General features: G+C 68.6%; 12 protein-coding genes. All 12 read left to right on the top strand.

Going from position 1 to position 12,737, the window contains the following annotated elements; translation table 11 throughout:
• The first annotated feature begins 12 nt into the window (after positions 1 to 12).
• The 12 genes from murC to dnaE all read left to right on the top strand — a co-directional run bounded on the left by murC (position 13) and on the right by dnaE (position 12,728).
• A complete protein-coding gene (gene murC / locus QM568_RS09265) occupies positions 13 to 1,413 on the top strand; it encodes a UDP-N-acetylmuramate--L-alanine ligase (RefSeq protein WP_415138083.1) in 1,401 nt (466 codons plus the stop codon).
• 3 nt (positions 1,414 to 1,416) lie between these two features.
• A complete protein-coding gene (locus QM568_RS09260) occupies positions 1,417 to 2,331 on the top strand; it encodes an FtsQ-type POTRA domain-containing protein (protein WP_415138081.1) in 915 nt (304 codons plus the stop codon).
• 183 nt (positions 2,332 to 2,514) lie between these two features.
• Entirely contained in the window at positions 2,515 to 3,657 is a 1,143-nt protein-coding gene (gene ftsZ / locus QM568_RS09255) for a cell division protein FtsZ (RefSeq protein WP_415138079.1), read from the top strand.
• Positions 3,654 to 4,361, top strand: a complete 708-nt coding sequence (locus tag QM568_RS09250) for a YggS family pyridoxal phosphate-dependent enzyme (protein ID WP_415138077.1) — start codon at positions 3,654 to 3,656, stop codon at positions 4,359 to 4,361. Before ftsZ ends, QM568_RS09250 begins: the two co-directional genes overlap by 4 nt.
• Positions 4,362 to 4,404: 43 nt before the next feature.
• Positions 4,405 to 4,872 (top strand): cell division protein SepF, encoded by a 468-nt coding sequence (locus QM568_RS09245; RefSeq protein WP_415138075.1) that lies wholly within the window; start codon positions 4,405 to 4,407, stop codon positions 4,870 to 4,872.
• Between the two features lie 3 nt (positions 4,873 to 4,875).
• Positions 4,876 to 5,172: a YggT family protein gene (locus QM568_RS09240; RefSeq protein ID WP_415138073.1), complete on the top strand. Its 297-nt coding sequence runs from the start codon at positions 4,876 to 4,878 to the stop codon at positions 5,170 to 5,172.
• A 144-nt stretch (positions 5,173 to 5,316) separates the two neighbouring features.
• A complete protein-coding gene (locus tag QM568_RS09235) occupies positions 5,317 to 5,925 on the top strand; it encodes a DivIVA domain-containing protein (protein WP_415138071.1) in 609 nt (202 codons plus the stop codon).
• A 9-nt stretch (positions 5,926 to 5,934) separates the two neighbouring features.
• Positions 5,935 to 6,561, top strand: coding sequence for a signal peptidase II (lspA, locus tag QM568_RS09230; protein ID WP_415138069.1), 627 nt, complete (start codon positions 5,935 to 5,937; stop codon positions 6,559 to 6,561).
• Entirely contained in the window at positions 6,558 to 7,487 is a 930-nt protein-coding gene (locus QM568_RS09225; protein WP_415138067.1) for an RluA family pseudouridine synthase, read from the top strand. The genes lspA and QM568_RS09225 overlap by 4 nt, the downstream gene beginning before the upstream one ends.
• A 46-nt stretch (positions 7,488 to 7,533) precedes the next feature.
• Complete coding sequence (locus QM568_RS09220; protein ID WP_415138065.1) at positions 7,534 to 8,136, top strand: RNA polymerase sigma factor; 603 nt, start codon at positions 7,534 to 7,536, stop codon at positions 8,134 to 8,136.
• Positions 8,111 to 9,142, top strand: coding sequence for a hypothetical protein (locus QM568_RS09215; protein WP_415138063.1), 1,032 nt, complete (start codon positions 8,111 to 8,113; stop codon positions 9,140 to 9,142). The genes QM568_RS09220 and QM568_RS09215 overlap by 26 nt, the downstream gene beginning before the upstream one ends.
• 67 nt (positions 9,143 to 9,209) lie before the next feature.
• Positions 9,210 to 12,728, top strand: coding sequence for a DNA polymerase III subunit alpha (gene dnaE / locus QM568_RS09210; protein WP_415138061.1), 3,519 nt, complete (start codon positions 9,210 to 9,212; stop codon positions 12,726 to 12,728).
• Positions 12,729 to 12,737 lie beyond the last annotated feature (9 nt).

Raw genomic sequence — 12,737 nt, 5'->3', positions numbered from 1 at the left:
ACTGGAACAGCCATGATCAGACCTGACCTCTCCCTGCCGATCCCCGAGAGCATCACCTCCGCGCACTTCATCGGCATCGGCGGCTCAGGGATGAGCGGCCTCGCCAGGATGTTCCTCGACGCCGGCATCCGCGTGTCGGGCTCCGACCGCGCCGACAGCGCCAATCTGCGGGCGCTGGCCGCAGCGGGGGCGACGGTGCACGTGGGGCACGACGCCGCCCACCTCGGCGATGCGGACACCGTCGTGCACACCGGCGCGATCTGGCCCGAGAACCCCGAGTTCGTGCTCGCCAAAGAGCGCGGGCTGCACGTGATCCACCGCTCGCAGGCGCTGCACTGGCTGATCGGGTCGCGGCGCCTCGTCTCGGTCGCCGGGGCCCACGGCAAGACCACCTCGACCGGCATGCTCGTCACCGCCCTGCAGGCGCTCGGCGCCGACCCGCACTTCGTCAACGGCGGCGTCATCGAGCAGCTCGGGGCGTCCAGCGCCACCGGCAGCGGCGATCTCTTCGTGATCGAGGCGGACGAGTCGGACGGCACGTTCCTGCTCTACGACACCGCCATCGCGCTCATCACGAATGTCGACCCGGACCATCTCGACCACTACGGCTCCGATGAGGCCTTCCACGACGCCTTCGTGCAGTTCGCCGATGCCGCCGCCGAAGCCGTCGTCATCTCCAGCGACGACCCCGGCGCCCTCCGCGTGCGCGCGGGGATGACGCATCCGAACGTCCTCTCCTTCGGACTGGCCGCCGACGCCGATCTGCGCATCACCGATGTCACCGCCGGCGCCCGGGCCTCGGCCACCGTCACCCGCGGCGGTGAGAGCGTGCGGCTGCAACTGGCGGTTCCCGGTCTGCACAACGTCGTCAACGCCACCGGCGTCATCGCGGTGCTGACGGCGCTGGGATTCGGGATGGAGGAGTCGGCGCGGGCCCTCGAGGGGTTCGCCGGCACCGTGCGGCGGCTCGAGAAGCACGGCGAGGCGCGCGGCGTCACCGTCTACGACGACTACTCGCACCATCCCACCGAGGTGCGCGCCGCGCTCGAGGCGATGCGCTCGATCGCCGACGGCGGCCGGATCATCGCGATCCAGCAGCCGCACACCTACTCGCGCACACAGCACATGTTCCGCGAGTTCGCCGAGGTCCTCGAGTCGCTCGCCGACCACACCGTCATGCTCGATGTGTACGGAGCCCGCGAGGACCCCGTGCCAGGAGTGACGGGCGAACTCGTCAGCGGCGCCTTCGCTGATGCGTCGAAGGTGCACTTCGTCGCCGATTGGCAGGAGGCCGCCGACTACACGGCGAGCGTCGCCCGCGAGGGCGACGTCGTCATCACGCTCGGCTGCGGCAACGTGTACCAGATCATCCCGCAGGTGCTGGAGTCGCTGCGCGGATCAGACGAGGGCTGAAGCGTGCGTCGGCCGCCTCCGCTGCCCCGGGGCCGGGAGGACACTCGCGACGAGACCCTCCCTCCCGCACGGGTGTCTCCCATCCGTGATATCGCAGGGGCGGATGCCGCCATCGCCGCGCCGTCGGAACCCGGTGCCGCGCAGGAACCGGAGGGCGCTCAGCCGACGAGCACGCGCGATGTCTGGCGCGCCGCACGTGCGCGTCGCAAGGCGCTGCGCGCCGAGATCCGCCGGTTCACGCAGCGATCCCGCCGACGGCGCATCCTGTGGCTGAGCGTGGTCGGTGCGGTGCTGCTCCTCGTCGGCGGCAGCGCGGCCGCGGCCTACAGCCCGCTGTTCGCGGTGCAGAAGATCACGGTCCTCGGCGCCTCGACCCTCGATCCGGCGGCTGTCGAGGCCGCGCTGGCGGGGCAGATCGGCACGCCGCTCGCGCTCGTCGACTCCAGTGCGGTCAAAGCGGCGCTCGTCGCCTTCCCGATGATCGAGACGTACGCGCTCGAGGCGAAGCCTCCGCACGATCTCACGGTGCGGATCGTCGAGCGCACTCCGGTCGGCGTGATCGCCTCGGACGCGGGGTACACGCTCGTGGACGCCGCCGGCGTCGTCCTGTCGACCACGAGCGAGCAGCCGGCGGGGCAGCCGCTGCTCGACATCGCCGGCGGCACGTCGTCGCGCGCGTTCGAGAGCGCCGGGCTCGTCGTCCGCTCGCTGCCGGCCGATGTGCGCGCCGCGCTCACCGGGGTGCGGGCGACGACCGCGGACGATGTGACCCTCACCCTGAGCTCGGGGCTCACGGTGGTGTGGGGGAGCGCCGAGGACTCGGTGCGCAAGGGCATCACCCTCGCCGCGGCCCTGACGGCGAATCCGGCCGCGCACTCCATCGACGTGACCTCGCCCGACGTCGCCGTCATCGGCTGAGACGCGCGCGGCGGAATTGCGGCGACACGCCCGCCTCCTCGCGGGCAGGCGGGAACTTCGCGCTTACCTTCGAACAAGAGAAACCGATACCGGGAAATACTTTACACCTCTAGTTGAGGTTTAAGGTTCACCTCCGGATATCGGTCAGATAACGCAGAAGGCTCGACTATTCGGAGGCCGGCCATGAGCCAGAACCAGAACTACCTCGCCGTGATCAAGGTCGTCGGCGTCGGCGGTGGCGGCGTCAACGCCGTCAATCGCATGATCGATCTCGGCCTGCGCGGCGTCGAGTTCATCGCCGTCAACACCGACGCGCAGGCGCTGCTGATGAGCGACGCCGACGTCAAGCTCGACGTCGGACGCGAGCTCACCCGCGGCCTCGGCGCCGGAGCCGACCCCGAGGTCGGACGCCGAGCCGCGGAGGACCACGCCGAGGAGATCGAACAGGCGCTCACCGGCGCCGACATGGTCTTCGTCACCGCCGGTGAGGGCGGTGGCACCGGCACCGGCGGCGCACCGGTCGTCGCGCGCATCGCGAAGTCGATCGGCGCGCTCACCATCGGCGTCGTCACCAAGCCGTTCTCCTTCGAGGGGCGCCGTCGGCAGAGCCAGGCCGAGGCCGGTGTTGCGAAACTCAAGGAAGAGGTCGACACCCTCATCGTCGTGCCCAACGACCGCCTGCTGGAGATCAGCGACCGCGGCATCTCGATGATCGAGGCGTTCGCGACGGCCGACCAGGTGCTCCTGGCCGGTGTGCAGGGCATCACCGACCTCATCACGACCCCCGGTCTCATCAACCTCGACTTCGCCGACGTCAAGTCGGTCATGCAGGGCGCTGGCTCAGCGCTCATGGGCATCGGCTCCGCGCGCGGCGCCGACCGGGCGATCAAGGCGGCCGAGCTCGCCGTCGAGTCGCCGCTGCTCGAGGCGTCGATCGAGGGCGCGCACGGTGTGCTGCTGTCGATCCAGGGCGGTTCGAACCTCGGCATCTTCGAGATCCACGACGCGGCCGACCTCGTCAAGGAGGCCGCTCACCCCGAGGCGAACATCATCTTCGGCACCGTCATCGACGACACGCTCGGCGACGAGGTGCGCGTCACGGTGATCGCCGCGGGCTTCGACGGTGGCGAGCCCTCCCTGCGTCTTGACCCCATGGTTGTCACGCGGCCGGAGCCGGCGAGCCTCCCGGAGGTCGCCCTCACCGAGGACGACGCCGACAAGAGGACCGAGAACGCCGAGACGGAGCGCGCTGCACGTTACGCGACGACGAGCATCGAGCCGTCGATCGCCGACGAGGAGCTCGACGTCCCCGAATTCCTGCGGTGACGCTGAGCGAGCGGCTGTCAGCGATCGATGAGAGGATCGCCGATGCCGCGTGCCGCGCCGGACGCGACGCGGGGGAGATCACCCGCATCGTCGTGACGAAGTTCCACCCCGCCTCGCTCGTGCGCGAGCTCCATGAGCTCGGCGTGCGCGAGGTGGGTGAGAACCGTCAGCAGGAGCTCACGGCCAAGCGCGCAGCCCTCCAGCAGGACCAGGCAGACGGGCAGGAGCCCATCGGCGACGAGCTGCGCTGGCACTTCATCGGCCAGGCGCAGACGAACAAGGCCGCGGCCATTCGGCGCAGCGCGGATGCCGTGCACTCCGTCGACCGCGTTCGGATCGCCGACGCCCTGCACCGGGCCGCCGAGGACGACAGCATCCTCGACGTCCTCATCCAGGTCAACCTCACCGACGATCCCGCTCGCGGAGGCGTCGCCCCTGCCGCGGCGGACGCGCTCGCCGAGCACGTGCTCGCGCTTGCCTCGTTGCGGCTGCGAGGGGTGATGGCGGTCGCCCCGCTTGACGAGGAGCCCGCATCGGCCTTCTCGCGACTGCGGACGATCGCCGACGGCATCCGCTGCGTCGCCCCCGAGGCGACCTGGATCTCCGCCGGCATGTCCGGCGATTTCGCCGAAGCCATCCAGGCGGGCGCGACACACCTGCGGATCGGTTCCGCAATCACCGGACCCCGGCCTGACCGGGGTTAACCTGTCAACAGATCAGCCCGAATCGTTCGAACCGGAGGACACGATGGGTAACCCGCTGAAGAAGACCATGGTGTATCTCGGCCTCGCCGATGAAGAAGAGGTCTACGAAGAAGAGACGCAGGCACCGGCCCGCTCGCACCGCGAGCGCGAGCGTGAGGAGTCGGCACCGGCTCCGGTCACGCCGTTGCGCCGTCCGGTCGCCGTGCGTCAGCCCGCAGGAGGGGCAGTGAACGAGATCCTCACCGTGCATCCCAAGCAGTACCGGGATGCTCAGCTCATCGCCGAGAACTTCCGCGAGGGCGTGCCGGTCATCATCAATCTGTCGCAGATGAGCGACGCCGACGCGCGGCGCCTGATCGACTTCGCCAGCGGTCTCTCCCTGGGTCTGCACGGCCGCATCGAGCGGGTCACGTCGAAGGTCTTCCTGCTGTCCCCGGAGAACATCGCGGTCTCCGGTCACGGGGGCATCGCGCACGCAGACGCCGAGTCTGCGGGCTTCGACCAGCAGTAACCCGTGGGGCTCGTCTCCATCGCGGCGAGCGTCGTCCACACGGCGCTGCTCCTGTACCTGCTCGCGCTCTTCGCACGTCTCATTCTCGACTACGTCGCGATGTTCAATCGCGGGTGGCGTCCGAAGGGCGCGGGTCTCGTTGCCGCCGAGTTCGCGTACACGGTCACCGATCCGCCGATCCGGTTCTTTCGGCGCCTGATCCCGCCGTTGCGCATCGGCACGATCGCGCTCGATTTCGGGTTCTCGCTGACGATCCTCGTCGTGCTGATCCTCATGAACATCGTCCGCATCTTCATCTGAACCGTCGGCGTCGTCTGGGCGTTGCGGCGTCGCGACGGACAGTCGCGGGGGCTATGCTTGGCTCGCAGGTGCGCGCCCCCGGCTCGCGCCACAGAGAAACGCCGTTCATCGAACGGGAAAACCGAACTCATCGAAGGAGCCACCATGGCACTTACCCCGGATGACGTCGTCACCAAGCAGTTCCAGCATGTCCGCTTCAAGGACGGCTTCGACCCCGATGAGGTCGACGACTTCCTCGATGAGATCGTCATCGAGTGGCGCAAGGCTCTCGAGGAGAACGCCGAGCTGAAGGCCAAGCTCGCCGCGTACGAGTCCGGCGAGTTGGCAGCTCCTGCGGCGCCCGTTGCCGAGGCTCCGGCCCCCGTCGTTGCTGCCCCGGAGCCTGCTCCGGTCGTGACGGCAGAGGAGCCCGCACCGTCGGCATCCGCCACCGCCACCGCCGGCATCATCGAGCTCGCGCAGCGCCTGCATGACGAGCACGTGGCCGAGGGTGAGGCGAAGCGCAACCAGCTCATCGCCGACGCGGAGAACGAGGTCAACCGCATCCGCACCGAGGCCGAGGCCAAGCAACGCGAGGAGAACGCACGCTTCGAGCGCGAGCGCAACGCCCTCGAGGCCCGCATCACCGAACTGCGCACCTTCGAGCGCGACTACCGCACGCAGCTGCGCAGCTACATCGAGGGCCAGTTGCGCGACCTCGACGAGAAGTCGGCGTCGACGGACAACACGCCGGTCTCCGCGATCGGCCTGTAAGGCGCCCTCTTGTCAGGACGCCGTCCCCTTCGTCGGTCGGCGGCCGGTGCGATCGTCACGATTCTCGCGATCATCGTGCTGGCCGCCGATCAGTTTGTGAAGCACCTCACCGTCGAGAACCTGCCTCTGCAGAAGCCGGTTCCCGTGCTCGGCGAGTTCCTGCAGCTGTACTTCGTGCGCAACTCCGGTGCCGCGTTCTCGCTCGGCTCGGAGGTCACCTGGATCTTCACGATCGCACTGTCCGTCGTCGCGGTGCTGATCGTCTGGAGGGCCGCCGCTCTGCAGTCGCGGCTGTGGGCAGTCGTGCTCGGATGCCTGCTGGGCGGCGTGCTCGGCAACCTCACCGATCGCCTCTTCAGGGAGCCCGGCTTCGGCGTCGGCCATGTCGTCGACATGATCTCGATGCCGTGGATGATTCCGGCGATCTTCAATGTCGCCGACATCTTCATCGTCTGCGGAATGATCTCCATCGCGCTGCTCGTCGTGTTCGGGCTCCGCTTCGACGGGACGCGCGAGCGCGACCATGTCGCCGTGGAGACCGATGAGGAGGCCGAGGCCGCGGCTGCTGCCGAAGACCTCCCCGCGGGTGCCGCGCAGCGCCCCGTGGACGGTGGCGCCCCGGCCGGCGAGCGATGAGCGCGCAGTCGCGGTCGCTCCCCGTGCCAGACGGCCTCGACGGCGTGCGGGTGGATGCGGCGCTGTCGAAGATGCTGGGCTTCTCGCGGACGTTCGCCGCCGAGGTCGCGACCGCCGGCGGCGTGCGGCTCGACGGCGTCGAGCTCGGCAAGTCCGACAAGCTCCGCGCCGGCGGCTGGCTCGACGTGGAATGGCAGCCGAAGCAGGAGCCGCGCATCATCCCTGTCGCGGTGCCGGAGTTGGGTATCGTGCACGACGACGACGACATCGTCGTGGTCGACAAGCCCACAGGAGTCGCGGCGCACCCCTCTCTCGGCTGGGACGGCCCGACGGTCGTCGGCGCCCTCGCCGCGGCGGGCTTCCGCATCGCGACCACTGGCGCGCCGGAGCGCCAGGGCGTCGTCCACCGTCTCGACGTGGGCACGAGCGGCCTCATGGTCGTCGCCAAGACGGAGAGCGCGTACACGGCGCTCAAGCGCGCCTTCAAGGAGCGCACGGTCGAGAAGATCTATCACGCGGTCGTCCAGGGGCATCCCGACCCGCTGGCTGGCACCGTGGACGCGCCGATCGGGCGGCATCCGAACCACTCCTGGAAGTTCGCGGTCACACCGGACGGCAAGCCGTCGGTGACCCACTACGAGACGATCGAGGCGTTCCCTGGCGCCTCGCTCCTCGAGATCCACCTGGAGACCGGTCGCACGCACCAGATCCGCGTGCACATGGCGGCGCTGCGGCATCCGTGCGTCGGCGACCCGCTGTACGGGGCCGACCCCACGCTGTCGGCCCGGCTGGGTCTCAGCAGGCAGTGGCTGCACGCGCACCGGCTCGCGTTCGCCCACCCGCGCACCGGGGAGTGGGTGCAGTTCGAATCGGCGTACCCGGCGGACTTCACGCACGCGCTCGAAGTGCTCGGCGCCGATCGCTGAGCCGAGGAATGTGGAACCGGATCTGCGGGTTCGGGCAATACCTGGTGTGAGCACAGACAGCGAGATCATCAGGCGGTCTCTCGACGATGCGGGGGCGTTCTCCGAGATCTTCGAGCGGCACGTCCGACCGGTCGGCGGCTACATCCGGCGACGCATCGGCGCGGACGCGGTCGATGATGTCCTCAGCGAGACGTTCCTCGTCGCCTTCCGACGGCGCAGATCGTTCGATCAGGAGCACGCCTCGGCGCTCCCGTGGCTGTTGGGCATCGCCACGCGCGTGGTGAAGAGCCATCGGGCTGCGGAGGCGAGGCAGTGGCGCGCGTTCGCGGCCTCGAGCGGAGCAGCGGATACCGGGGAGGTTCCACATGCGGTATCCGACTCGCGACTCGATGCGGATGCGGCCGTGCGCGCCCTCGCTCCGCGGATCGCGGCGCTGTCGCAGAAGGAGCGCGACACGCTGCTGCTGCACGCCTGGGCGGAGCTGACCTACGAGCAGATCGCCGACGCTCTCGGAGTGCCCGTCGGCACGGTGCGGTCTCGTCTGAACCGGATCCGTCGAAAGCTCGCACCGCCGGGATCGCACTCCGCGACCCGGCTGACCTGGATGGCGAAGGAGGAGAACGATGGAGCTTATCGAGCAGGTGCGTGAGATCGGGGCGGATCAGGCACAGGTCGCCGATGGCAGCGTCCGTGAGGCGCGCATGGCACTGAGCCGGGAGGTCGCGCGCGCCGCGGCGCCGCGGCGACGTGCCGGACGACGACGCTGGATCGGCGTCGGCGGTCTCATCGCGGGTGCCGCTGTGGCGGCCATCGTCGCGGGTGCCGTCCTCGGTCCGCCGCCGGGGCTCGTTCCTGACGACGGCGTCCCCTCTGCCGCAGCGGCGCAGGTCCTCAACGAGGCGGCGGCCGCCGCCCTGCACGCGTCGGATGCGTCGCTCGGGCCCGGGCAGTATCTGCGCATCGAGGACACCCGGGACTACCTCGTCACCGACTCCGCTGTGCGAGGGGAGGCCGTGAGCGGCAACGCCTTCCGGTACGTCGAGACCGACATCCTCTACGTTCCCGCCGACCGGTCCGGCGAGTGGGTGTACGACTTCCGCACCCCGACCGAGATCACCGAGACCTGGGGTGCCGATGTGGACGAGCTCGTGGACTCGGTCATGGTCGGATACGACTATCGCGACACCGGAATCGTGCGGATGCCGGGAGGCATGCGCGGCGAGGGAGAATCCGCGTACCCCCTGGTGCCGATGCTGGACCGGTTCGACGAGATGCCACGCGAGCCCGCGCAGCTGCTCGCCTGGTTCCGTGACGAGGGCGGCGCGCACTCCGGTGCCGAGGGCTTCGGCATCCTCAACGCCCTCTACCTGAACATGCCTCCAGCCGACCTCAGGGCCGCTCTGTTCCAGGCGCTCGCGCTGCTGCCCGACTACGAGGTCACGCAGCGCGACGGCTCGAGCGCGACGCTCTCCGTCTCGTACGAGGACTCCACGGCGGGAGCGGTCCTGCAGCAGCAGTTCGTCATCGATACCGCGAACGGGATGATCACCGCGATGATCGCCCCGTCGGCAGAGAAGCCCGGCTCGATCGTGCCGGAGGGGGAGCCGGGGCTCGTCGAGACCTTCACGGTGAGCGTCGTCGATTCGGCGCCGTAGGCGCAGCATCCGCTCTTCGGCCCCGGCACCGGCCTCCGGTGTCGGGGCCCCGCCGTAGACTCGATCCATGGCATCCGACTCCTTCGTGCACCTGCATGTCCACAGCGAGTACTCCATGCTGGACGGTGCCGCGAAGATCGGTGCGATGACGCAGGCGGCCGCAGAGTACGGGATGCCGGCGATCGCCGTCACCGACCACGGCAACACGTTCGCGGCGTTCGAGTTCTACAACGCGGCGCGTGGCGCCGGCGTCAAGCCCATCATCGGCCTCGAGGCCTATGTCACCCCTGGCACCCACCGCAGCGACAAGACCCGTGTGCAGTGGGGATCGCCCGATCAGAGGGGCGATGACGTCTCGGGATCGGGCGCCTACACCCACATGACGCTGTGGAGCCAGAGCACGCAGGGCATGCACAACCTGTTCCGGCTCAGCTCGCTGTCGAGCATGGAGGGCTACTACTTCAAGCCCCGCATGGACCGCGAGCTCCTGCAGACCTACGGCAAGGGGCTGATCGCGACGACGGGATGCCCCTCCGGCGAGGTGCAGACCCGCCTGCGCCTCGGGCACTACAACGAGGCGCGTGCGGCCGCCGCCGAGTTCCAGGACATCTTCGGCAAGGAGAACTACTTCGCCGAGATCATGGACCACGGGCTCTCGATCGAGCGCCGGGTGATGACCGATCTCCTGCGTCTCGCGAAGGATCTCGGCATCCCGCTTGTCGCCACCAATGACTCCCACTACACGCATCAGCACGAGGCCGACGCGCACGCGGCTCTGCTGTGCGTGCAGTCCGGGTCCACGCTCGACGACCCGAACCGGTTCAAGTTCGACGGCGACGGCTACTACATCAAGACCGCCGCCGAGATGCGCCAGCTCTTTCGCGATCACCCCGAAGCCTGCGACAACACCCTCCTCATCGCCGAGCGTTGCGAGGTCGAGTTCAACACCTCGGCGAACTACATGCCGCGCTTCCCCTGCCCACCCGGCGAGACGGAGGACAGCTGGCTCATCAAGGAGGTCGAGAAGGGCCTGCACTACCGGTACCCGAACGGCATCCCCGACAAGGTGCGCAAGCAGGCCGAGTACGAGACCGGCATCATCCTGCAGATGGGTTTCCCCGGCTACTTCCTCGTCGTCGCCGACTTCATCAACTGGGCGAAGGACAACGGCATCCGGGTCGGTCCCGGCCGCGGCTCCGGCGCAGGCTCCATGGTCGCCTACGCGATGAAGATCACCGACCTCGACCCGCTCGAGCACGGGCTCATCTTCGAGCGCTTCCTCAACCCCGACCGCGTCTCGATGCCTGACTTCGACGTCGACTTCGACGATCGCCGCCGCTCCGAGGTGATCGATTACGTCACCGAGAAGTACGGCTCCGAGCGCGTCGCGCAGATCGTCACGTACGGCACCATCAAGTCGAAGCAGGCGCTCAAGGACGCCGGTCGCGTGCTCGGATTCCCGTTCAGCATGGGGGAGCGGCTCACCAAGGCCATGCCGCCGCCCGTCATGGGCAAGGACATGGAGCTCGGCGGCATGTTCGACCCGGAGCACAAGCGCTACAAGGAGGCCAGCGAGTTCCGCGCTCTCATCGAGACCGACCCCGAGGCGAAGACGGTCTTCGACCGCGCCCTCGGGCTCGAGGGCTTGAAGCGCCAGTGGGGCGTGCACGCCGCCGGCGTCATCATGTCGTCCGAGCCCCTGCTCGACATCATCCCCATCATGCGCCGCGAGCAGGACGGTCAGATCGTCACGCAGTTCGATTACCCGTCGTGCGAGACGCTCGGCCTGATCAAGATGGACTTCCTGGGGCTGCGCAACCTCACGATCATCTCCGACGCGCTCGACAACATCCGCATGAACAGGGGCGAAGAGGTCGACCTCGAGCATCTCGGGCTCGACGACCGCGCCGCCTACGACCTGCTTGCGCGCGGCGACTCGCTCGGCGTCTTCCAGCTCGACGGCGGGCCGATGCGCTCGCTCATGCGCCTGATGAAACCCGACAACTTCGGCGACATCTCGGCGCTCATCGCCCTGTACCGCCCAGGCCCCATGGGCGCGAACTCCCACACCAACTACGCGCTGCGCAAGAACGGCGCCCAGGAGATCACGCCGATCCACCCCGAGTTCACCGAGTCGCTCGCCGACATCCTCGAGGAGTCGTACGGCCTCATCATCTACCAGGAGCAGGTGATGGCGATCGCCCAGCGCGTCGCCGGGTTCTCGCTCGGTCAAGCAGACATCCTGCGCCGCGCGATGGGCAAGAAGAAGAAGTCCGAGCTCGACAAGCAGTTCGAGGGCTTCCAGGCGGGCATGCACGCGAACGGGTACTCCGACGGCGCCGTCAACGCGCTGTGGGAGATCCTGCTGCCCTTCTCCGATTACGCCTTCAACAAAGCGCACTCCGCCGCCTACGGCCTGGTCTCGTACTGGACGGCCTACCTCAAGGCGCACTACCCCGCCGAGTACATGGCGGCCCTGCTCACCAGCGTCGGCGACTCGAAGGACAAGATGGCGCTGTACCTCAACGAGTGCCGGCGCATGGGGATCAAGGTGCTGCCGCCGGATGTCTCCGAGTCGATCAACTACTTCGCCGCCGTCGGCGACGACATCCGCTTCGGTCTCGGTGCGGTGCGCAATGTCGGCAGCAACGTCGTCGACGGCATCGTGCAGGCCCGCAAGGCCGAGCGCTTCACCTCCTTCCACCACTTCCTCGACAAGGTCCCGCTCCACGTCGCCAACAAGCGCACCGTGGAGTCGCTCATCAAGGCCGGCGCCTTCGACTCGATGGGAGATACGCGCCGCGCGCTCATGGAGATCCACGAGGACGCGGTCGAGGCGGCCGTCGATCGCAAGCGCAACGAGGCCCAGGGCGCCATCGGATTCGACTTCGACAGCCTCTACGACGATCTCGACGAGGCACCGCCGGCGAAGGTGCCCGACCGGCCGGAGTGGATCAAGAAGGACAAGCTGGCCTTCGAGCGCGAGATGCTCGGGCTCTACGTCTCCGATCACCCGCTCGCCGGTCTCGAGGTGCCGCTCGCCAAGCACGCCTCGATCTCGATCCATGACCTCAACAACTCCGAGGATCTTCAGGACGGAGACCAGGTCACCGTCGCCGGTCTCGTCACCAGCGTGCAGCATCGCGTGGCGAAGGCCAGCGGCAACCCGTACGGCATGATCACGATCGAGGACTTCAACGGCGAGGTGACGGTCATGTTCATGGGCAAGACCTACACCGAGTTCCAGCACATCCTGCAGCAGGACTCGATCCTCGCCGTGCGCGGCCGCGTCTCGCGGCGTGACGACGGGCTCAACCTGCACGCGCAGTCGGCCTTCGCCCCCGATGTCGGCTCGTTCGACGCCGCTGGCCCGCTCTCGCTCGTGCTCGCCGAGCAGCGAGCCACCGAACGCGTGATGAACGATCTCGCCGAGGTGCTGCGCCGCCACAACGGCGACACCGAGGTCGTGCTCCGGGTGCACCGCGGCGGGATGGCGAAGGTGTTCGAGGTGCCCATGCCCGTGCGGGTGTCGGCAGATCTCTTCGGCGACCTCAAATCCCTGCTCGGACCCTCTTGTCTAGGGTGAGCGGGTAGT

Origin of the sequence: Microbacterium sp., assembly GCF_047607465.1 — a bacterium.
Classification (GTDB): domain Bacteria; phylum Actinomycetota; class Actinomycetes; order Actinomycetales; family Microbacteriaceae; genus Microbacterium.
The sequence above is the reverse complement of the archived record's forward strand: the minus strand, read 5'-3'. Positions and strand labels throughout refer to the sequence as shown.